The 20,635-nt window shown below is 56.1% G+C and carries 18 protein-coding genes; 4 read left to right on the plus strand and 14 right to left on the minus strand.

What is annotated here, in order from left to right; all coding sequences use genetic code 11:
- Positions 1 to 10 precede the first annotated feature (10 nt).
- Both TH2_RS16740 and TH2_RS16745 read right to left on the minus strand, forming a co-directional pair.
- On the minus strand, positions 11 to 490 hold the full coding sequence (locus TH2_RS16740; protein ID WP_008891625.1) for a YbaK/EbsC family protein: 480 nt from the start codon (positions 488 to 490) through the stop codon (positions 11 to 13).
- Entirely contained in the window at positions 490 to 1,224 is a 735-nt protein-coding gene (locus TH2_RS16745; RefSeq protein WP_008891626.1) for a TerC family protein, read from the minus strand. Before TH2_RS16745 ends, TH2_RS16740 begins: the two co-directional genes overlap by 1 nt.
- Before the next feature lie 207 nt (positions 1,225 to 1,431).
- Between TH2_RS16745 and TH2_RS16750 the strand changes: the two genes are divergently transcribed.
- From TH2_RS16750 to TH2_RS16765, 4 genes are all read left to right on the plus strand, one after another.
- A complete protein-coding gene (locus TH2_RS16750) occupies positions 1,432 to 2,661 on the plus strand; it encodes an ABC transporter substrate-binding protein (RefSeq protein WP_157194197.1) in 1,230 nt (409 codons plus the stop codon).
- 6 nt (positions 2,662 to 2,667) lie between these two features.
- Positions 2,668 to 4,353: an ABC transporter permease gene (locus TH2_RS16755; RefSeq protein ID WP_008891628.1), complete on the plus strand. Its 1,686-nt coding sequence runs from the start codon at positions 2,668 to 2,670 to the stop codon at positions 4,351 to 4,353.
- A gap of 12 nt (positions 4,354 to 4,365) precedes the next feature.
- Complete coding sequence (locus tag TH2_RS16760; protein ID WP_008891629.1) at positions 4,366 to 5,016, plus strand: ATP-binding cassette domain-containing protein; 651 nt, start codon at positions 4,366 to 4,368, stop codon at positions 5,014 to 5,016.
- A 142-nt stretch (positions 5,017 to 5,158) separates the two neighbouring features.
- Positions 5,159 to 5,713: a prolyl hydroxylase family protein gene (locus TH2_RS16765; protein ID WP_008891630.1), complete on the plus strand. Its 555-nt coding sequence runs from the start codon at positions 5,159 to 5,161 to the stop codon at positions 5,711 to 5,713.
- Between the two features lie 4 nt (positions 5,714 to 5,717).
- Here the strand turns inward: TH2_RS16765 and TH2_RS16770 are convergent, their stop codons facing one another.
- The 12 genes from TH2_RS16770 to TH2_RS16825 all read right to left on the minus strand — a co-directional run bounded on the left by TH2_RS16770 (position 5,718) and on the right by TH2_RS16825 (position 20,622).
- A complete protein-coding gene (locus tag TH2_RS16770; protein ID WP_008891631.1) occupies positions 5,718 to 6,119 on the minus strand; it encodes a hypothetical protein in 402 nt (133 codons plus the stop codon).
- 86 nt (positions 6,120 to 6,205) lie between these two features.
- Positions 6,206 to 7,849 (minus strand): hypothetical protein, encoded by a 1,644-nt coding sequence (locus TH2_RS16775; protein ID WP_008891632.1) that lies wholly within the window; start codon positions 7,847 to 7,849, stop codon positions 6,206 to 6,208.
- 6 nt (positions 7,850 to 7,855) lie between these two features.
- The gene (locus TH2_RS16780; protein WP_008891633.1) at positions 7,856 to 8,644 is read right to left on the minus strand and encodes a MinD/ParA family protein; all 789 of its coding nucleotides are present in this window, start codon (positions 8,642 to 8,644) and stop codon (positions 7,856 to 7,858) included.
- The gene (locus tag TH2_RS16785; RefSeq protein ID WP_008891634.1) at positions 8,641 to 9,621 is read right to left on the minus strand and encodes a flagellar biosynthesis protein FlhF; all 981 of its coding nucleotides are present in this window, start codon (positions 9,619 to 9,621) and stop codon (positions 8,641 to 8,643) included. Before TH2_RS16785 ends, TH2_RS16780 begins: the two co-directional genes overlap by 4 nt.
- 57 nt (positions 9,622 to 9,678) lie before the next feature.
- Positions 9,679 to 11,841, minus strand: a complete 2,163-nt coding sequence (flhA, locus tag TH2_RS16790; RefSeq protein ID WP_008891635.1) for a flagellar biosynthesis protein FlhA — start codon at positions 11,839 to 11,841, stop codon at positions 9,679 to 9,681.
- A gap of 89 nt (positions 11,842 to 11,930) precedes the next feature.
- Positions 11,931 to 13,493, minus strand: coding sequence for a sigma-54-dependent transcriptional regulator (locus TH2_RS16795; RefSeq protein ID WP_008891636.1), 1,563 nt, complete (start codon positions 13,491 to 13,493; stop codon positions 11,931 to 11,933).
- An 86-nt stretch (positions 13,494 to 13,579) separates the two neighbouring features.
- Complete coding sequence (locus tag TH2_RS16800) at positions 13,580 to 14,374, minus strand: motility protein A (protein WP_008891637.1); 795 nt, start codon at positions 14,372 to 14,374, stop codon at positions 13,580 to 13,582.
- 21 nt (positions 14,375 to 14,395) lie between these two features.
- A complete protein-coding gene (fliN, locus tag TH2_RS16805; RefSeq protein WP_008891638.1) occupies positions 14,396 to 14,758 on the minus strand; it encodes a flagellar motor switch protein FliN in 363 nt (120 codons plus the stop codon).
- The gene (locus TH2_RS16810) at positions 14,751 to 16,007 is read right to left on the minus strand and encodes a FliH/SctL family protein (protein WP_008891639.1); all 1,257 of its coding nucleotides are present in this window, start codon (positions 16,005 to 16,007) and stop codon (positions 14,751 to 14,753) included. The genes fliN and TH2_RS16810 overlap by 8 nt, the downstream gene beginning before the upstream one ends.
- Positions 16,008 to 16,086: 79 nt before the next feature.
- Positions 16,087 to 17,688, minus strand: a complete 1,602-nt coding sequence (gene fliF, locus TH2_RS16815; RefSeq protein WP_008891640.1) for a flagellar basal-body MS-ring/collar protein FliF — start codon at positions 17,686 to 17,688, stop codon at positions 16,087 to 16,089.
- A 354-nt stretch (positions 17,689 to 18,042) separates the two neighbouring features.
- Positions 18,043 to 19,785 (minus strand): flagellar hook protein FlgE, encoded by a 1,743-nt coding sequence (locus TH2_RS16820; protein WP_008891641.1) that lies wholly within the window; start codon positions 19,783 to 19,785, stop codon positions 18,043 to 18,045.
- A gap of 48 nt (positions 19,786 to 19,833) precedes the next feature.
- Positions 19,834 to 20,622, minus strand: a complete 789-nt coding sequence (locus TH2_RS16825) for a flagellar hook capping FlgD N-terminal domain-containing protein (RefSeq protein ID WP_008891642.1) — start codon at positions 20,620 to 20,622, stop codon at positions 19,834 to 19,836.
- Positions 20,623 to 20,635 lie beyond the last annotated feature (13 nt).

Here is a 20,635-nt window from a genome sequence, read left to right on the forward strand (position 1 = left end):
TTCGGGAGAGTTAGACGGCGATATTAACGCCGGTTTCTATGCCGGTTACGCGTTTGAGGTCGCTTGTTTTAAGCTCAAACACTGTTTTCGGTGTCCCGGCGGCAAGCCAGACGGTTTTCTTTGCCAGAAGCTTTTTATCAATCAGCGTTTCCACGGGCTTGGCGTGTCCAAAGGGCGGAACGCCGCCAATGGCGTAGCCTGTATGTTCGCGGACCTCGGTTGCATCGGCCTTGCGGACGGATAAACGCAGCAGGGCGGCGACCTTGTCCAGATCGACCTGATCGGCACCATTCATGATGATCAGGACCGGGCGGGATGCCTCGGTCATGAACACCAGTGATTTTCCAATGTCGCTGATATCGCAGCCAATGGCGTTTGCGGCATCAGCAGCTGTGCGCGTGCCTTCGGGAAACTCAAATACGTCGACGTTTTCAAGTTCGCGTTCCATGAAGGCGTTTGCCAGACATAGCGGCGGATCAACTTTTTTCATCAGCCATTCTCTTGCGCACGACGTTTGAGTTTACGTTTGTGGTTCAGAAGATTGAGCGTCTCGACCGACAGGCTAAAGGCCATTGCAAAATAGATGTAGCCTTTCGGTACGTGAATCTCGACCCCGTCCAGCAGCAAGACAAACCCGACCAAAATCAAAAACGATAATGCCAGCATTTTGACAGAGGGGTGTTGTTCTACAAATTCGCCAATGGTCTTGGCTGCCATCAGCATCACCAGAACAGACAGGATCACCGCGATCATCATGATCGAAATATGATCGACCAGACCAACCGCTGTGATGACGCTATCGAGCGAGAAAATCATATCAAGCAACATGATCTGCACGATGGTCATTGCAAAGCTCGACATGATTTTGCCCGGACCGTGTTCTTCGGGCTCGTCAATTGTGTGATGAATTTCCTTGGACGCCTTGGCAATCAGGAACAGACCACCAAAAATAAGGATCATGTCGCGGCCGCTGATTTCCTGACCGAAGGCAGCGAAAAGTGGCGAGGTCAGTTGCATGACCCAGGCGATACCGGCCAAAAGCCCCAGCCGCATGCCCATTGCCGCAAGAAGACCGATGCGGCGCGCCGATGCCTGTTGGTTTTGCGGAAGTTTCGAGACAATCACCGACAGGAAAACGATGTTGTCGATGCCCAGCACAATTTCCAGCGCGGTCAGGGTGGCAAGGCCCATCCACATGTTGGGATCACTCATCCATTCAAACATCGAAAACTTCCTAAACAGGGGCGCAAAAAGCGAACAACTTGTTGCAGACAAAGTGTGTTTGATAGGCCCCTAACGCAAGCGTGAATTGATTTTATGTGCCGTCTGTTGAAAAACTGACGAGTATAAAACCAATCAATCAGCCACACCCGGCATGCGGGAAGGGCTTTGGGTCATCAGGTAAAAGGATTGTCCGAGATGCGATCAAAAATGCGCACTTTCGTTTCTGCTTTGGCGCTGGCAGTGGGGCTTGCGACGACGACGTTGTCGACGCCTGCCTTTGCAGACCCGGCACCGGATGTCGGAAACTGGCAATCGGTTCTTGATCAGGCCCGTGGCCAGACCGTTTATTGGCATGCCTGGGGCGGGGAGCCGCGCATTAATGATTACATCGCCTGGGCCGGTGAACAGGTGCGCGAACGCTATGGCGTTGAAGTCGTTCAGGTCAAACTGACTGATACCGCCGATGCGGTGACCCGCGTTCTGTCGGAAAAGACCGCTGGCGTCGATGACGGCGGGGCGGTTGATATGATCTGGATTAACGGTGAAAACTTTGCCGCGATGAAGCGCAATGACCTTTTGTTCGGACCGTGGGCGGAACAGACGCCAAACTTTGCCTATGTCGATGTTGAAGGCAAACCGACAGTGATCAATGACTTCACTGTTCCGACCGACGGGCTTGAAGCCCCTTGGGGCATGGCGCAGGTCAGTTTCTATTACGATACCGCCAAGCTTGATAGCGTTCCGAAAACTGCCCAGCAATTACTGGAATGGCTGGTGAAACATCCGGGCAGATTTACCTATCCGCAGCCGCCCAATTATATGGGATCGACTTTCCTTAAACAGATCCTGACCGAACTGGTTGCCGATCCTAGTGTTCTACAGCAGCCCGCTGATGAAACCGATGCCGAAGCCACCCTGGCACCGCTTTGGGGCTATCTGGAAGATTTGCAGCCGCTTTTGTGGCGTAACGGTCAGGCCTATCCGCAGAACGGGGCGTCTATGCGCACCCTTCTGGCGGACAACGAAGTCGATATCGCCTTTTCGTTCAGCTCTGGCGAGGTATCATCCGCGATTGAGGCGTTTGAGCTTCCCGATACCGTGCGCTCCTACGTGTTTGAGAACGGTACCCTTGGCAACACCAACTTTGTTGCCATTCCCTATAACGCGTCGGCCAAGGCCGGTGCGGTTGTTCTGGCCGATTTCCTGATGTCACCCGAGGCCCAGCTGCGCAAGCAGGACCCGCAATATTGGGGTGCTGATACGGTACTGGCGATGGATAAGTTGCCTGCCGATATGCAAGACGCGTTTGCCAATCTTGATCTTGGCATAGCATCGCTTGCGCCGTCCGAACGCGGAACGGTTCTGCCGGAACCGCATCCAAGCTGGATGTCGCTGGTCGAAACCGAATGGCAAAAACGTTACGGCGTTGTACAATAATAACGCATGCTGCGTTTTGTTCCGATCCTGACACTTGTTCTGATGATCGGCCCGGTTTCGGCCGGGTTGATCGGAACTTTGTTGCCTGCATTTGGCATCTTGCCCGCCCTTGGCGGGACGACACCATCGCTTGATCCGTGGCAGGCAATGTTTGCGCAGCCCGGCCTTGGCACATCCATCCGCCTGTCATTCGTCAATGGTTTGATCGCAACCGCGATTTCGGTTTCGATCGTCATGCTGTTTTGTGCCGCCTGGCAGGGAACGCGAATCTTTCACGCCATGCAGCGGGTGTTGTCACCAATCCTGTCGGTACCGCATGCAACGGCGGCCTTTGGTCTGGCCTTCTTGATTGCGCCGTCGGGCTGGATCGTGCGTGTGGTGGCACAGGTTGCCGGGTGGGAACGGCCGCCTGATATCGCGATCATTCATGACCCTTGGGGCATCGCCCTGATTGCCGGGCTGGTTGCCAAGGAAATCCCGTTTCTGTTTCTGATGACGTTGTCTGCCTTGCCACAGGCAGACACAGACCGCACCGCACAGGTCACGGCAAGCCTTGGCTATGGCAGGATTGCGGGATGGTTCAAGGCAACATTGCCACGCATCTATCCACAGATCCGTTTGCCGGTTCTGGCGGTTCTGGCCTATTCGACGTCGGTTGTTGATGTGGCGATCATTCTGGCCCCGACAACACCGGCGCCACTTTCGGTGCGCATTCTGGGATGGTTGTCCGATCCCGATCTTGCCTTGCGGTTCATGGCATCAAGCGCGGCCGTGCTGCAATTGCTGATCGTGATCGCGGCCATGGCAATCTGGATTGCGGGCGAGCGGCTTGTCGCCGTGATTGGTGCCCGTTGGGCCATCGATGGCAACCGGTTCAAGCAAGATGGCGCTGTGCGTGGGGTGTCGGCGGTGATGGCGCTGGTCGCGGCCGGAACAGTGGTTCTTGGGCTTGTGGTTTTGCTGGTCTGGAGTGTTGCCGGGTTCTGGGCGTTTCCCGATCTGTTGCCGCGTGGTTTTTCGCTGCGTCTTTGGGCGCGCGAACTTGATGCCATTGGCAATAGCCTGACAACGACCCTTCTGATCGGTATCCCGGCGGTTGTGATTGCCGTAACACTGGTTCTGGCCTGTCTTGAGAACGAAGTGCGCAGCGGCAAGGTCGCCGGGCGGCGGGCGATGTTTTTGATTTACCTGCCGCTTCTGGTGCCGCAAATCAGCTTCATGTTTGGCTTGCAGGTGTTCTTTAGCCTGCTTGGGCTGGAACGTACCTTGGTCTCGGTTGTTCTTGGGCATCTGGTGTTTGTTGCGCCCTATGTGTTCTTATCGCTGTCTGAACCGTTTCGTGCCCTTGATCCGCGCTATGGGCAGACGGCCCTTTGTCTTGGCGCGTCGCCCACTCGGGTGTTTTGGCAGGTGCGTTTGCCGTTGTTGACCCGTGCGGTTTTAACCGCCGCCGCCGTCGGGCTTGCCGTGACGGTCGGGCAGTATTTGCCGACACTTCTGATCGGGGCAGGGCGCTTTGCCACCGTCACCACCGAGGCGGTTGCCTTGGCATCGGGCGGGGATCGTCGGATGATCGGGATTTACGGCCTGTTTCAGATGGTTTTACCGTTCGCCGGATTTGCCTTGGCCTTGCTGATCCCGGCGGTTTTATTCCGTCACCGGCGCGGCATGGGCGCCCAGAACAAAGGATGACAAGGATGCTAAATGCCTGAAGCAGCCAAAAACGGTCTGGAATTGCATGACGTGCGGGTGCGCCTTGACGGGCGCGAACTGGTTGCGGTCGATCTGACCATTGCGCCGGGCGAGATTGTCACCCTGATGGGCCCCAGCGGATCGGGGAAATCCAGTTTGCTTGGGCATATCTGTGGCACCTTGCCCGATGCGTTTGAGGTGACCGGTCAGGTGGTTCTTGATGGCAGGGTGCTTGATGGCTTGGCGCCACAAGACCGCCATGTCGGCATTCTGTTTCAGGATGACTTGCTGTTTCCCCATCTTTCGGTGGGTGGAAATCTGGCCTTTGCGGTGCCCGCGCATATCAAGGGGCGTGCGGCCCGGCGTGCGCGGGTTGAGGCAGCCCTTGGCAGTGCAGAGATGGACGGGTTTTATGATCGTGATCCGGCAACATTATCAGGCGGGCAGCGCGCGCGGGTGGCCTTGATGCGGGTTCTGTTGTCAGAACCTTGTGCCTTGTTGCTTGATGAGCCATTTTCAAAACTCGATAGCGGCCTTCGGTCCCAGATCAGGTCGGTTGTGTTTGACCTGTGTCGCAAGAACAGCTTGCCGACCCTGATGGTAACCCATGACCCCGAAGACGGTGCAGCCGCTGGTGGGCGGGTGATTGAACTGCGTGGCTAGATACGCGGACATGGATCGATGACAGGGTTTGAATTTTCTGGTATCGCGCGATGATTGGTCTTAAGAGCATCTTGTCGCAAAGAATGATCTTGGGCCCCAGACGTTAAATCAAAAGGCCCGTGCGGCCTGGAGAGTGTCGTAAATGTTCCCTGAAGAAATGTTTGCAATTGTCCCGGATGCGCTTGATCCGGCGACCTGTGACCGCCTGATCAATGGCTTTGCCCACGAGATGGATGAAGGTGGCCTCGTACAGGGGCAGGCCGCGACGCATATTCGCCGATCCAAAATCACCTGGTTTAACGAAGAACAGGAACCGGTTGTCTGTCGGCGGATTGTCGATCTGGTTGCCGAGGTCAATCGCAACGTCTTTGACTTTTCCCTGACCGAGTTTGCCGAGGATGCCCAGATTGCCTGCTATGCCGGGGATCTGCGTGGGCATTATGACTGGCACAGTGATGTGGGTGCATCAGACGTTGCGCGCCGTCGCAAACTGACCATGGTGATCCAGCTTTCCGAGCCCGATCAGTATGAAGGCGGACAATTGCAGCTTAACCCGGCCGGGCATTTTATTGATGCACCGATGGCGCGGGGATCCGCGATCTTCTTTCCGAGCTTTGTTTTACATCGCGTGGCGCCGACCACGGCGGGTCTTCGCTATTCCCTGACCCAATGGGTGCACGGGAACCCGTTCCGCTGATTGCTCAGTAACGTTCGAGACGATCCAGAAGACGCGGGTTGCCCCATTTCGGCTGGCGGTCTTCAAGGGCGGTTTCGTGGTGGAAGACCTGATCGTTATCGGCTGTCTGTTTGTCCAGACGCAGGCTGATCCAGCGCGGGACGAGTTCGTTGTTGAAATCATCCATCAACAGAACGGCGGCGGCTTCGAAATTCTCGAACTCGATACTGGCGATCTCCGCGTAATATTCCGCGAGATTATTGGTCTTAAGAATCAGGCGGTCGGGCACATAACGCAGCGTCAGGCGGGCCGGAAAGACATCCTTGGCACCGGTCAGATTGCTTTGCAGGGTAACGACGTAATCAATCCTTGTGCCCGGGTTCGGCTCTGTCTGGATCAGATTACGGCGCTGATAAATCTCAAGCATGGCTTCCAACCGTTGTCATAAGAGGTAAATTCAAGGATACGTCCGCGCCCGAGGCAGGAAAAGCATTCATTTCAGGATGATGATCCTTATGCTTCGATCCCGTGGTGGGAATGCGGGTCCTTGCCATCGGGCACCGGACCAATTTCGACAAAACGCGACCCATCCTGAAACAGGATATGGCCGGTGTAACCGGCAATTTGAAGGGCCTCGCGGAAGATACCGCGAATGTCATCGCGATTATGGGATTGCAACGGGTTTTCGGTGCGGACAATCAGGTCAAACTTGCTGTCCTCGCCTTTCACAAGGCCATCCAACTGGGTGTGACCCACTACACTGAAAGACAGATCCAGCAGGAAACGCGTGCCCTGATCATCGGGTTTGTCGGGATCATTTTCGCGATCGCCATGCCGCCAACCCAGTTGAAGCTGTTCGATCTTGTCGCCCATATTGAACGGCATCGCCATCACGCGCCAGCCATCCGGACGTTCTTCGGTTGCCATCGCACGCAACTGGGCAAAATCACCTTCAAGCCGTTTAAGCCCGCCACCGTCTGTATCGGACAGTGTGGCCAGGCTGGTCGCGGCGCGATCGCCCAGCCAGCCACGCAAACTGCCGCCCTGACCTGTCATGGCAGCAAAGAAGAACATCATGGTGGTGGTCAGTTTGGGGCCAGCCTGGGGAATGTTGTTTAGCATGCTGAGTGCCGCGCCGGGATCATGTTGCTGCAGGGCGCTAACTGCCCTGTGCAGACTGTCCCAGTCATGGGTGAGGGCGGCGGCCTGACCGCGCGCGATCAATTGTGCCTCGGTCATCGGGACAGATGTCGATACCTTGGCACCGCCCGATGGATCAACGTTAAATGACAGGGTTGCGCCCGTGGGCGCGGGAACCGGCAATTTGATGCCGACAATCCCGGCAGAGGTGCGAAGGGCTGTGAAACCCTGCGGCAGCAGGCGGGCCTCGGCACTATCAGGGGGCAAGACTGTCCCGGTCAGCATCAAGGTGCCAGCGGGGGCCTGCCCGGCGGCTGTTTGTGCGGCAACGGTTGGTCCCATGCCGGCAGCCATACCGCCTGTGCCTGCGCCACTTGCCATACCCGCCGAACCAGCAGAACCGGCTTGGGCAGCGGACGCCATGGCGTTGGCGGCCTGCTGTGCGGTTACCGTGCCCTGACCAAGGAAGATAACCTGTGTCTGGCTTCCGGCGGGTAACTGGGTGCCATTGGGCATGGTCAGGATGGATGTCGTCACTGCGCCAAATGTCTGGCCGGGTGTCAGGCTGCTGCCAGCGATATTTCCGTTGGCAAGGGCACCGGTCACCCCGGATCCCCCCGGCGACAGTGTTTGCGGCAGAAGTTGCAGACGCATGCCATCGGCCGGGTTGCCGCCAATTGCAGATTGCCCGGTGCCGGGATTGGTTGTCGGAATGCGGGCCCACAAAAGATCGCCGAGATTGCTGGGAAGCGGAGTGGGGATCCTGACCGTGACCGAGCCAAGGGCGGTGGCAAGGGTCAGTTGATTGCCTGATTGCGATTGAACCGATGCCTGCAACAACGTTTCGACCGGGAGCTTTGCCAATGCGGCAGCGACCTGTTGCGGGGTGGCGGTTGTGACGGTTGCATTGATTTGTGCCGGAGCCGAACCCTGATTGGCCTGCCCGGCAGTACCACCCGCCGAAGCATGTCCACCGACGGCAGGGCCGGGCGATATTGCTTGTGGCGGGAGCGTCATGACAACCTACTCCTCAAGAAGGGTTTGGGCGATTGCCTCTATATCCTGGGCGGCATCGCAGTTCGGATGACGGGTCAGAAGCGGCGTCTGGTTGCGAATGCATTCCGATACCTTGGAATCCGCACGAATAACGCCAAGCAACGGCGGCGAAATTTTCAAGAAGCCCTCGCACGCCTTGAGTAGCTTGTTGTAGATCGCCTGACCTTCTTTCTTGTCCTTGGCCATATTGACCACCACCCGGATATCGGTTTTCGGGCGGGCCATATGGGTGATCTTGATAAAGGCATAGGCGTCGGTCAAAGACGTCGGATCGCCGTTGGTAATCACAATCACCGTATTGGCAAGGCCGGTCATCTGACGCACGCCCTGATCAACACCGGCACCAAGATCGATCAATACCTTATCATATTCCTTGCCGGTCTGGAGCAGTTCGTCCGACAGCGCCTGAAGCCGGGTGGCCGGCAGGTTGGCAAGGCTGCCTGACCCGCTGCGCCCGGCAATGATATCAAAATCGCCATCGGGGAAGTGGGTTACCGCGTCTTTCAGGCTGATCCGCCCGGCAATCACGCCGCCCAGATCATATTTCGGCATCAGGCCAAGCTGAATGTCGATGTTGGCCAAGCCAAGGTCACCGTCAAACAAAAGGGTCTTGTGACCTTCGAGAACCATCGCATGGGTGAGCGTAATGGAAAACCAGGTCTTGCCAACGCCGCCTTTGCCAGATGCAACTGCAAGGACATTGCGGCCTTTGGCCCGCGGGGCAGATTTGGGTGATGCATCAGACTTGGTAGTCATTTCACGACCTCGGAGAAGCTCGGTTTCGCGGTATCAGCGCGATGGGACGGTATCAGAAGTTTTGCCAAGGCAAGGGGACTAAGGGCGGTGAGGCCGTCCGCAACCTGGGCTGTCATACTGACATTACAAAGGGAAAGATTTCCTGAATCGGCTCCATATAGCGCACCGCCAAGTCGGGCGGCAACATCAAGTCGCGAGATCACGACACGTGTTGCGCCACCATCGGCAAAGGCATTGGCAATGTCAGCCGCCTCATAGGCATCAATCCCCGCAGGGTTCACCAGCACCGGTTCACTCGGCACCGCTTTCATGAATTCACGAAGCGTGCCAATTTCGGTTTCAAGATAGGGGTTGCAGCTTGCCGTATCGATCAGGATGACATCAGCTTCGCGGATTTCGCCAAAGCGCGCCTTGAGATCGTCCGGTGATTTCGCCGCAAGCAGATCAATCTTGAGAATTCTCGTAAAGGCCTCAAGCTGGGCCATGCCACCGGCACGTTTGTAATCGGTTGAAAGAACAGCAACTTTGCGTTTTTTCATCACCGCACGTGCCGCGGTTTTGGCAACCGCCAGTGTTTTGCCCGATCCGGGCGGGCCAACGAAGGCCAGCGCGCGCGGCGTATTTTTTTCGGGTAGTGGGGAGAAATCAAAGATTTCATCAAGCGCACCGGCCAACAATTGTTGCTCGGATGCAGCAGCCGTTTCGCGCCCCATCAGATCACACAGGCGAATGCGCAACCGTTCCGGCAAATTATGCCGCGTCAGGGCGGCCTCAACCGCATCAAGCTGTTCCTGAAGGGCGGGGGCCGGGCCGTCGTCATCGCCATAGTCGGGATCACGATCAAGGGCGGCCGTCAGGCGCACACCACTGCCGGGGATATCCTGTGTTGAGACGATGATGGCATCAGTGCCCATGTGCTCTTTAACAAGCGCCATCGCCTCGGTCATGGTCGGGGCAGTGAAGGTCTTAAGACGCATTCAGTTCCCCCCGGTTTGTCATTTCCGCAAGCAGGGCGGTTTGCTTGATCATCGCCATCACACCTGCCCCAGCGTTTTCAGCTGTGCCTTGGGGTGGATTTCGTTTTGCGACATCACCACGGTGCTTGGTCGGAAACGCTCGACGATGGATCGCACATATGGCCGGATGCCCGGGCTGGTCAGAAGGACCGGGCTTTCGCCCATCATGCCAAGGCGCTCGAACGTCGTTCTGACCTTGTTGATGAATTCCTGAAGCTGGCTTGGCGGAATGGAAAGCTGCTTTTCCTCGCCCTGACCAACCAGGCTTTCGGCAAAGATCTGTTCCCACTGCGGCGACATGGTCACCAGCGGAATGACGCCGTCCTGATTGGTATTCACATCTGACAACTGACGGGCCAGGCGTGACCGGACATGTTCGGTCATGAAGGTCGGATTGCGGGTAAAGGCGGTTGATTCTGCAATGCCTTCAAGGATGGTCGGCAGATCGCGGATGGAAACGCGTTCGGTCAAAAGGTTCTGCAATACGCGCTGAACACCGCCAACCGAAACCTGACCGGGAACGATGTCCTCGACCAGTTTTTTCTGGTCTTCATCAAGTTCATCAAGCAGCTTTTGCGTTTCGGCATAAGACAGCAGTTCGGGCATGTGATCCTTGATCACTTCGGTAATATGCGTCGTGATCACGGTTTGCGGATCAACCACCGTATAGCCACGGAACATTGCCTCTTCCTTCATGCCCTGTTCGATCCACATGGCCGGCAGGTTGAAGGTCGGCTCCATCGTCTTTTCGCCAGACAGGGTAATTTCCTCGCCGCGCGGATCCATCACGAGCAACATGTTCGGGCGCAGATCACCGCGGCCTGCCTCGATCTCCTTGACGCGCAGCACATAGGTGTTGGCGGGCAGTTGCATGTTGTCCTGAATGCGTACCGACGGCATGACAAAGCCCATATCACCGGCAAGCTGGCGACGCAGTGCCTTGATCTGATCGGTCAGTTTCTGGCCGCGTTCAGTACTGATCAGCGATAACAAGCCATAGCCAAGTTCAAGACGCACATAGTCCATGCGCAAGGCATTGGCGATGGGTTCTTCTGGCGGTGGGCCAGCGGCATCGGCCGCGGCCTGGGTTTCTTTCATCTGTTCTTCGGCAACGGCTGCGTTCTGGCGTTTGCTCATGTAGTAGGCGAGATACCCCAACCCGATCGCCAATCCGAGGAACCAGATCATCGGAATGCCCGGCAGAAGGGACATGCCCCCCATCAGGGCGGCAGCAACGCCAAGGGCCGCCGGATAGTTACTGACCTGCCCGAAAACGGCCTTCTCGGTTGCGCCATCAAGGCCACCCTTGGTGACCAGAAGGCCTGCTGCGGTCGAAACGATCAGAGCCGGGATCTGGGACACCAGACCATCACCAACGGTCAGGATCGTGTAGGTCTCGGTTGCCTCGGCAAGGGAAAGGCCCATCTGGGCGGTGCCGATGATGATACCGCCAATCACGTTGATAAAAGTAATCAGAATACCGGCAACCGCATCACCACGGACAAATTTTGATGCACCATCCATCGACCCGAAGAAGGAACTTTCATCTTCAAGTTCCTTACGGCGGGCCTTTGCCTGTTCTTCATTGATCAGGCCTGATGACAGGTCGGCGTCAATCGCCATCTGTTTGCCGGGCATTGCATCAAGGGTAAAGCGTGCTGCGACCTCGGCAATACGGCCGGAACCCTTGGTGATAACGACAAAGTTGATGATGACAAGGATGGCAAAGACGATAATCCCGATGACGAAATTGCCCGAAATCAGGAAGCTGCCAAAGGCCTCGATCACCGCACCGGCGGCGTGCGTCCCTTCGTGCCCATAGCCAAGGATCAGTCGGGTTGTCGCAATGTTCAGCGCAAGTCTGAGCGACGTCGCCACCAGAAGGATCGTCGGGAAAGAGTTGAATTCAAGCGGCTTCTGGATGAACAGCGATGTCATCAGGATCAGCACAGAGAAGCTGATCGAAAGGGCCAGCATGAAATCAAGCAGCCAGGGCGGCATCGGGAACATCATGACCACAAGGATCATGATAAAGCCGAGCGCCATGGCGATATCGCCACGTTTCATGGCCGAAGCGACACGCGACTGAATGGCGCCGAGATTTAACCCGCCCGGCGCACCGCCGCCGGGGCCGTCAGAACCGCCGGAACCAGTCGGTGTGATGTCTTGACCTTCGGCCATTGTCTTTGCTTGTTATCCTGTTGCTTGCTCGGTGTTCGTTGCGCCTTTACCTGCCTTGAAGATGGGGACAGCGCGCCGAAATTTCATGTTCAGTCGTGACCGTCGCCCGGGGCCGGTACAGCAAGTCCTTCGTCGGTATACTGGCGCAGCTTGTTGCGCAGGGTCCGGATGGAAATGCCAAGAATGTTGGCCGCATGGGTCCGGTTGCCAAAGCAATGCTTGAGCGTATCAATGATCAGATCACGTTCGACATCAGCAACAGTGCGCCCGACAAGTGCCGAGGTCACAGAACCGTTTCCAGCCGTGCTTTCATCGGATGCACCGTCATCGCCGCTGTCTGCGTCATCATCCCGAGAAGGAGCCTCATGCGCCGGTGCGGATGGGGCAGGAGCCGGTGCGCTGGGTTGATAGGCCGATGATGCTGCGCCATAGGCGGCATTGGCACTGGCATAGGCCGAACTGGCGCGTGCCGTCGTAGACGGGGCTGGTGCAGATGCAGATGGTGCCGGGGCCTGCGATACGGGGGCTGCGGCTGCCGGGGCAGGTGCGTTGCTTTCGCCAGACAGCATGATGGCTTCTGGCCCGATTTCATCGGGACCGGCGATCAGAACCGCGCGATGCATGGTGTTTTCAAGTTCGCGGACATTGCCCCGCCAATGGTGAGACAGCAGGCGCTGGATCGCAAGCGGGCTGATCGGGCGGATGGGAACATCATTGGCATCAGAGTATTTTTTGACAAAGAACTCGGCCAAAACCGGGATATCATCGGGACGTTCACGCAGTGACGGGATATCAAGATTGACCACGTTCAGGCGGAAATACAAATCCTCGCGGAAGTTGCCGGCATTGACTTCGGCCTCAAGATTGCGGTTTGAGGTCGCAAGAATGCGGACATCGACCTTGACCGGGCTTTTGCCGCCAAGCCGGTCAATTTCCTTTTCCTGAATGGCACGGAGAAGCTTTGCCTGAAGGCGCACATCCATTTCGCTGATTTCATCAAGCAAAAGGGTGCCGCCGTTGGCTTCTTCGAACTTGCCGATACGTCGTGCCTGGGCACCGGTAAAGGCGCCCTTTTCATGGCCAAACAGTTCGGATTCAAGAAGGTTGTCGGGGATGGCCGCGCAGTTGACCGCAACGAACGGCTTGTCCGAACGATTGGACTTGCGGTGCACATAGCGCGAAATGATTTCCTTACCGGTGCCGCTTTCGCCCGTGATCAGGATGGATGCCGAACTGTTGGCCACCTGACTTGCCAGTCGGAGCGTCTCGGCCATGCGCGCATCGCGATGGATCAGCGCGTGGCTTTCTTCGGTGACGGCTTCGAAAATTGCGGCAATCAAATCGGCTTCGGGGGGCAGGGGGATGAATTCCTGGGCACCTGCCTTAATCGCATTGACTGCACCATTGACGTCATTGCCGATGCCACACGCGACCACCGGGGTCGTGATGCGTTCGGCAACCATACCTTCAATCAGGGCGGCGACATCAAGGGTGATATCAGCCATAACCAGATCAATCCGGTTGCCCGCCCGCAGGATGTTAAGCGCAGTCGTGACACTTTCGGCCAACTGGACCGAAGCGCCGCGCGCCATTGCGATCTTGCTGGCTGCGCCTATCTGTCCGCCCAGTCCACCAACGATCAGTACCTGCATCGTATCATCTCTTTCCGATCAGTTTCGGGGACCCGGCGCATCACAAGAGCGTTGATGCGCCAGAACCACCATATTCACATTCACTATCAATCGAAGTAGCTGACGCGTTTTGACGGCGGCAGGATCGAGTTGATCAGCATTTCCAGACGACGGGGGTTTTCCTGTCGACCGATGGAAACAGCACCAACCATGTAGACCGAATTCAAAAGTTCCTCGTCGCTGGAGTTGCGTTCAAGCTTACCGGCAAGCGGCATGAACACCATGTTGGCCAGAACCGCGCCATAGAAGGTCGTCAAAAGCGCAACAGCCATCGACGGACCAATCGATGACGGATCATCAAGGTTGCCAAGCATCTGCACCAGACCGATCAGCGTTCCGATCAGACCCATTGCCGGTGCAACGTCACCGGCTTTTTTCATGATGTTGGCACCTTTCTGGTGGCGGCCGATGGTGGCGTTCATGTCCTTGCGCATGATGGCTTCGACTTCCTCGGGCGGGGTGCCGTCAACGACAAGCGACAAGCCTTTCCAAAGGTATTCTTCGCTTTGCAGGCTATCAAGATGCCCCTGAAGAGACAGCACGCCACCTTTACGGGCGATTTCGGCAAGCTGAAGAATTTGAAGTGCCGCATCCGCCGGATTGCGCGATTTGTGGAAAATCGTACGCATCAGCACTTTGCCAGAGCCGAGAAACTCGCCCAGCGCAAAGCTGACAGCAGTAATGGCTGCTGTACCGCCGATAACAATCAGGACAGAGGGGATATCGATAAACGCACCCGGCGATCCACCAAAGATGATTGCAGCAATCACCAACGCAAAGCCAATGGCCAGTCCCCCGACTGTCGCAATGTCAAACGACGTTTTAGTCCCCCCTTCGGCCATAGTCGGATATCCTCTCTTACGTTAGCTTTTCTCGGATTTGATGATTTCCGTCATGGTCACACCAAGCCGGTCTTCCACGACCACCACCTCGCCGCGTGCGACGAGACGGTTGTTCACATAGATATCAATAGCTTCACCAACTTTACGGTCAAGCTCTACCACGGCACCACGACCAAGTTTCAGCAATTGGCTGACTTGCATGGTTGCTTTGCCAAGAACTGCGGAAACCTGAACGGGAATATCGTACACGGCTTCGAGATCCTTGGAGGTCTTCATCTGCTCGCTGCCGGCTTCGGCCGCAGCAAGAAGTTCGGTCCCTTCGCCCTCGAGTTCGATGTTATCGTCGTCGAGCTCCGAGAGTTCCAGATCGTCATCATCAGCCATTTTCGTCTCCTGCGTCTCTGGTCGGTTGCTTCACAGCAGCCGTTTCATCGGCTGTGGTCGTCGGGTCTTCCTGCGCAGCCGTCTGTTCGGTTTCCGGGCCGGAATTACCGGGCTGTGCAGAGCCTTGCGCTGTCGCCGTTGTCTGGTCTTTTTGTGGTTCAGGCTTGTTTTCCGCCTGATCTGTAATGTTTGGTTCCGGTGTCGGCTGTGGCGGCGGTGTCGTGTCCGTTTCAGGTCCGTGCATCGCGCCATCGGTGGTTGCCGATTCAGCCTTCGTATCTTCTTGCAATGTTTGCATATTCCGCGCCGCGGTGCCATCGCCTTCTTGCGTATCAGAGCCGGGCTCAGTTGGTTCTGCGGCGGATGGCATTTCGGGTGTGATCTGATTTACGGTTTCGGCCTGATCCGGTGCTGGTCCGCTTGGCTGAACCGGTGCAGAAGGCTGTGCCGGGGCTTTCGCCTCGGGGGCGAGGCGGCTTTCCTGAATTTCGGGATCGCCCATATCGCTTTCGGGCAGATCATGGTCGTTGGCATGCAGGGTCAATGCGTTGTCGATGATCGCGTTGATTTCCGACCATATCCGCGCACTGTCGCGAACAGCCGTGCCATCGCCCCAGGATACCTGACAATCACCCATTGCGACGTCCGGTTCGCCAACCACAACAACCTTGCCGGAAAATCCACGGGACTCTGCAATGCGCTGGGCTGCGGCACCAACTTCTGTTTCAAGGTCGGGATTGACCTTGATCATGACTTTCGGCGCTTCAAACAGGTTGGCAAGACATTGCCGAACAATGTCTTCGATTTCGGTCATCTGGTATTGTTTCGACCAGGCCGGGGCCAGCTTGCGAAGGACACCAAGGGCAACGTGAATGGCATCTTCGTTGATCTTGGCGTTAGCGCGCTTTTGCTGCTCGTCAATCTGGGCGAGCTTTTCGGCGATTTCGGATTCCACATCGCCAACCGCCTTTTCAAGCGACGCCATGATTTGCTGGTGGGCTTCGTCATAGCCTTGTTTGTGACCTTCGGCAAAACCCTGTTCGTGGCCGCGCTTTTCGGCATCGGCGACCATCTGTGCGCCCTGTTCCTCAGTATAGACAGGCGGCGGGGGCGGAGGGGCTTCTTCTTCTTTCTTTTTCTTCTTTTTCGTACTCAGTTCGTAATGCTCATCCTCTTTGCCTGCCGAACGGATTACGTTGTCGGCATCGTCGAAGCTGAGTGAGAATGTGAACTTTTCAATGGCCGTCATATCGAACTGCTAAAACGCCTTGAGCAACAAAAGGAAGGCAGCCCTGCGGCTGCCAGTGAGCCGATAACTGTCAGGAGAATTAGCTCTCCTGATACAGCCAGTTGCGAATGATCGAGAGAGCTTCTTCCGGGTGTTTCTCCACGATCTCGCCAATCTTCTTGACCGAGGATGCTTTCACGCGACCTTCAACCTGCGACAGGTTGATCAGTTCTTCGCCGTCATCCATGCCAGGTGCCATCGGAACGGGTGCCGGACCTTCAAGGGCCGGCGTGCCATCGGCGGTCATGTCATCGGCGAGAAGCTGACGCTGTGCCATATCCGCCGCACTCGGCAGAGTTTCGAACGCACGGGTCAGAAGCGGGCGTACCACCAGCAGGATGACGAGGATGGCAACAATCGCCAGCACCAGCATTTCGGCGATGCGGAAGATCTCAGCCTTGTCGAGACCAAGGAACGTCTCGATCTCTTCATCCGGGAACAGGTCGGCAGTATCAGCAAACTGCATGTTGATGACCTCGACCTGATCGCTGCGTTGCGGGTCATAGCCGATGGCACTGCGCACGAGTGCTGCGATCTTTTCAAGGTCTTCCGGGGAGCGTTCCTGATACAGGCGCTCGCCATTTTCATCAGTGGTGTAGGTGCCATCAACAAGGACGGCAACCGTCACACGCGAAATCTCGCCAATTTCCTTGATCTGCGTGGTGGTTGTTTTGGAAATCTCGTAATTGACCGTTTCTTCGGTGCGGCTTTCCTGACTTTGGGTTCCTGCACCGTTGGCGGCATCAAAATTGGCATCCGGCAGATTGTTCTGAAGCGTTACCGGATCGGTGCCCTCGGTCTCGGAATTGGTCGCGTTTTCTTCAATCGTCTGGCTGGAACGAATGACGCGCTCATCCGGATTAAACCGCTCATTGGCGGTCGTAATCTTGTTGAAGTCCATTTCGACCGAGACTTCGGCGCGGACTTCGCCGTAACCAAGGGAGCGCGACAGAAGATCTTCGATGGTATTGCGCAGGCGGCTTTCGGTGCGAATGCGCATTTCATCGGCGGTCTGGGTCAGGAATGTCGACGACTGTTGTTCGCCATCACCGCGCGCAAGCAACCGGCCGCGTTCATCAATGATCGATACCTTGCCCGGATCAAGCTGGGGTACCGCAGCAGCCACAAGATGCTGGATTGCGACAACCTGTTCAGGTTTCAGTTCGCCACCGGCCATCTTGACCGCGATAGAGGCACTGGCTTCCTGGGTTTCACGTGAGAACATCTGACGTTTTGGCAGAACCAGATGAACACGTGCCTGCTGGATCGCCTGAATGGATGCGATCGTGCGGGCCAGCTCGCCTTCAAGGGCGCGAACATGGTTGATGTTCTGTTCGAAACTGGTGGCGCCAAAGCCGTCGGAATTGTCAAATACTTCGTACCCGACAGAGCCGCCGGTCGGCAGGCCGCTTTCGGCCATGGTCAGACGCATGCGGTTGACCTGATCGGCCGGGACAAGAATTTCGGTACCGTTGTTGAGCAACTGGTACTGAACCTGCTGGTCTTCGAGGCGATTGACGATCTGGCTGGCGTCTGCCGGATCCAGATCGCGATAGAGCAGTTCCATATTCGGGGCTGAAACACGCATGATCAGGAATGCAAAGAAGACAAGCAACAGCACGCCCACGCCACTGATAGCCATCAGCCGCGTCGGTCCCAGACCCTTGAGTGTTTGTAACAAGCCGCCCACGTTCGACTGCTCCGAAACGAAAATTTACCACTGTCCCCATGCGGATCGATCCGTGCGGAATACGACCAGCATTAACAACGAATAGTTCTCCATGCTGAAGAACAGGTTAACAACCGGCAATTTTTGCCCAGTCATCGGATTCAAATTTATCAGTGATTTGAATCGCTTGGATATTTGATGACCGAATTGTTCTGCCCTTAATGTAGTGAGTCAATCGGGCAAAAAGAAGCCCGGCAATTGTGCCGGGCGAGTCTCTATTGGTGCAATATGTTTCAGGGCGGGCTAACGCCCTGAAACAGATGTCAATTACCGTTTGATACGGATCAGCTCGTCGAGCATTTCATCGGTCGTGGTGATCGTCTTGGTGTTCGCGGAATAGGCGCGCTGGGTAACGATCATGTTGGTGAATTCCTCGCCAAGATCGACGTTGGACCCTTCAAGCGCAGATGCGACAACGTTACCCGCCCCGTTCAGGCCCGGTTCACGCAGCAGGTAATCACCTGACTCACGTGTCTGGCGATAAACGTTACCAGTGTGGTTTTCCATTTCATCAGGGGCTTCGAACGTTGCGATCGCCAACTTGTAGACCGGGCGTTTCACACCGTTTGCGAATTCCACCTGCAGGAAGCCGTCCTCGGTGAAGGCATAGTTCACCATGGTCCCGGCCTGTGCACCGTTCTGGTTGATGAAGTGGGTGGTGTATTCGACAAGGTTCCCGTTCGCATCCGAACCGGCGGCGAACTGGGTAATGCCGTTACCAAGACCAATGGTACCAAAATCAAGGGTGAAAGAGCTTGCGTCTGAACCATTGGTCCATTCAGCCGAGATGTTGGTATCGACGAGGCTTCCGTTCACACCGACGGTCGTCGCGCCGACAGTCGCCTGAACACCTGTAAAGCTCTGCAAGTTACCAGAACCGTCGAATGTAATCGTACCGGCCTGGATCAGGCCGTTCGGGTGGTCGGTGGCATCAAGCTCACCAGTTGTAGTATTTCCTGTAAGTTCGAAGCCCCAGCGGTTTTGACCGAGTTTGACAACCTGAAGGTTTACAGTGTGTGCGGAACCAAGGGAGTCATAGATGGTAACCGGCATGGTGTTATCTTCGGCAACGGTTCCACTTGCGAGATCACCCGCTGAATAAGTGGAAGCAAGGGTCGCCGGGAACGGCCCGGTAAAGCCAAGGGCAGTAAGCGGGGTATTGTTGTTGTTTGTAATGGTGACATTCTGATCGGCAAAGGCGCCGGTCAGCGTCATGGTATCATTGGTGCCAGTGGTGGTCGTCGTGGCCGATATGCCAGTCACAGCACTGATCTTGGCCGCGAGAGTTGCGAGTGTATCCGCAGCAGTGATAGTAATGGTTGTTGTCGTTCCCTCATGGGTGATATCAAAACTGTCACCAGCAGAAATGCCGCCGAACCCGTCAAGAAGGGTCGTGTCGTAGTCAAGACCTGCCGTTGTCGAGACATTGGTGCCACCGGTAACAGCCGTTTCGTCAGAGTTCAGGTTGGCACCGAATTCGATAGTAGTGGTCGATGCGGCAGCCGTCAGAATCGAGTTGATATCAAGAACCTGAAGGTCGGTCACAGCCGAGCTGTTTGACGTTGTGGCGTTGCCGTTTCCATCAAGAAGGCCGCCATCACGGTCAGTAGCCCAACCCTGAACATAATAGCCCGCAGTGTTGCGCAGATAGCCGTCATCATCCGGCTTGAAGTCGCCAGCACGTGTAAAGAACAGTTCGTCGTTTGTGCCAGGGTTTGCAGTACCACGAACGATGAAGAAACCATCACCAGAAATGGCTGCTGCCGTGGTTGACGAGGTTGCTTGCAACAGACCCTGCTTGCTGATCAGGGCGGTCGGATGGAACCGAACGCCACCAGGCGTGTAGCGGGTATCTGTGGCAGATTCAGTTACAAGGGTCGAGAAACGACCGATGGTTCCCTTGTAACCGATCGTGTTTAGGTTCGAGATGTTGTCCGAGATGACGCCCAGGTTCTGAGACTGGGCATTCAGGCCGGAGACACCGGAAATCATTGCACCAAAAAGGCTCATTTTTCTTCTCCTGTTTCACAGGGTGTTGATCAAATCCGGATGAATGCCCTAGGCGGCTTCTTCCTGCTGTTCAGATCCGGAGTTATCCCCGGTATTATCAGTATTATCGGTATTGTCAGTGCCAGTATCGGTGCTGTTCGCGCCCAACTTGACGTTGGTGAGCGTCGAGAACGGCACAGAGACATCGCCAAGACGGAGATAGATGTCTGTATCGTCGATATCGACACTGTCGACAGTACCGATGATGCCAATCGCGACAGAGGCGGGTCTGCCTTTGTCATCCTTGAAGGTGTCACCGTTTGCGGCCATCGGTTGAACAACCAGCGTGTAGGCACCTGCGTCCTGTTCAACACCGTTGTTGTTTTTGCCATCCCAGGTAAAGGTCTGGAGGCCAGAAACATCGGTGAGTTCTTCGGAGTAGATCGTTTTGCCGCTTTGATCCTGAATTTGCAGTTTCATACGGGGAACTTCTGGCGCGACATTGTATTTGTAGGTGAGCTCTTCGCCTTCGTCGCGCCAGTTGGTGTCACCAACTGCCTCGATCTGCGCACCGACATAAGACAGGGCAGAGAGCTGACGCTGCTGTCCCTGCATTGCGAGCAGGTCTTCGAGGTTCTTGTTGCTCTGAATGCCTTGCTCAACCTGGGCGAACTGGCTCAACTGGTCAGTGAATTTGTCACTTTCCATCGGCGAGGTCGGATCCTGATTCTTGAGCTGTGTGGTCAGCAGGGTCAGAAACGTATCGAAGTTTTGCGCTAGCTGACTGGCAGAGCTGCTTGAACCGGCATTGGTGTTGGTCTGAGAGAGGCCAACGTTTGTCAGGGATGAAACGGTCATGGGATTTGCCCTC

This window comes from Thalassospira profundimaris WP0211 (genome assembly GCF_000300275.1).
In the GTDB taxonomy this organism is placed as follows: domain Bacteria; phylum Pseudomonadota; class Alphaproteobacteria; order Rhodospirillales; family Thalassospiraceae; genus Thalassospira; species Thalassospira profundimaris.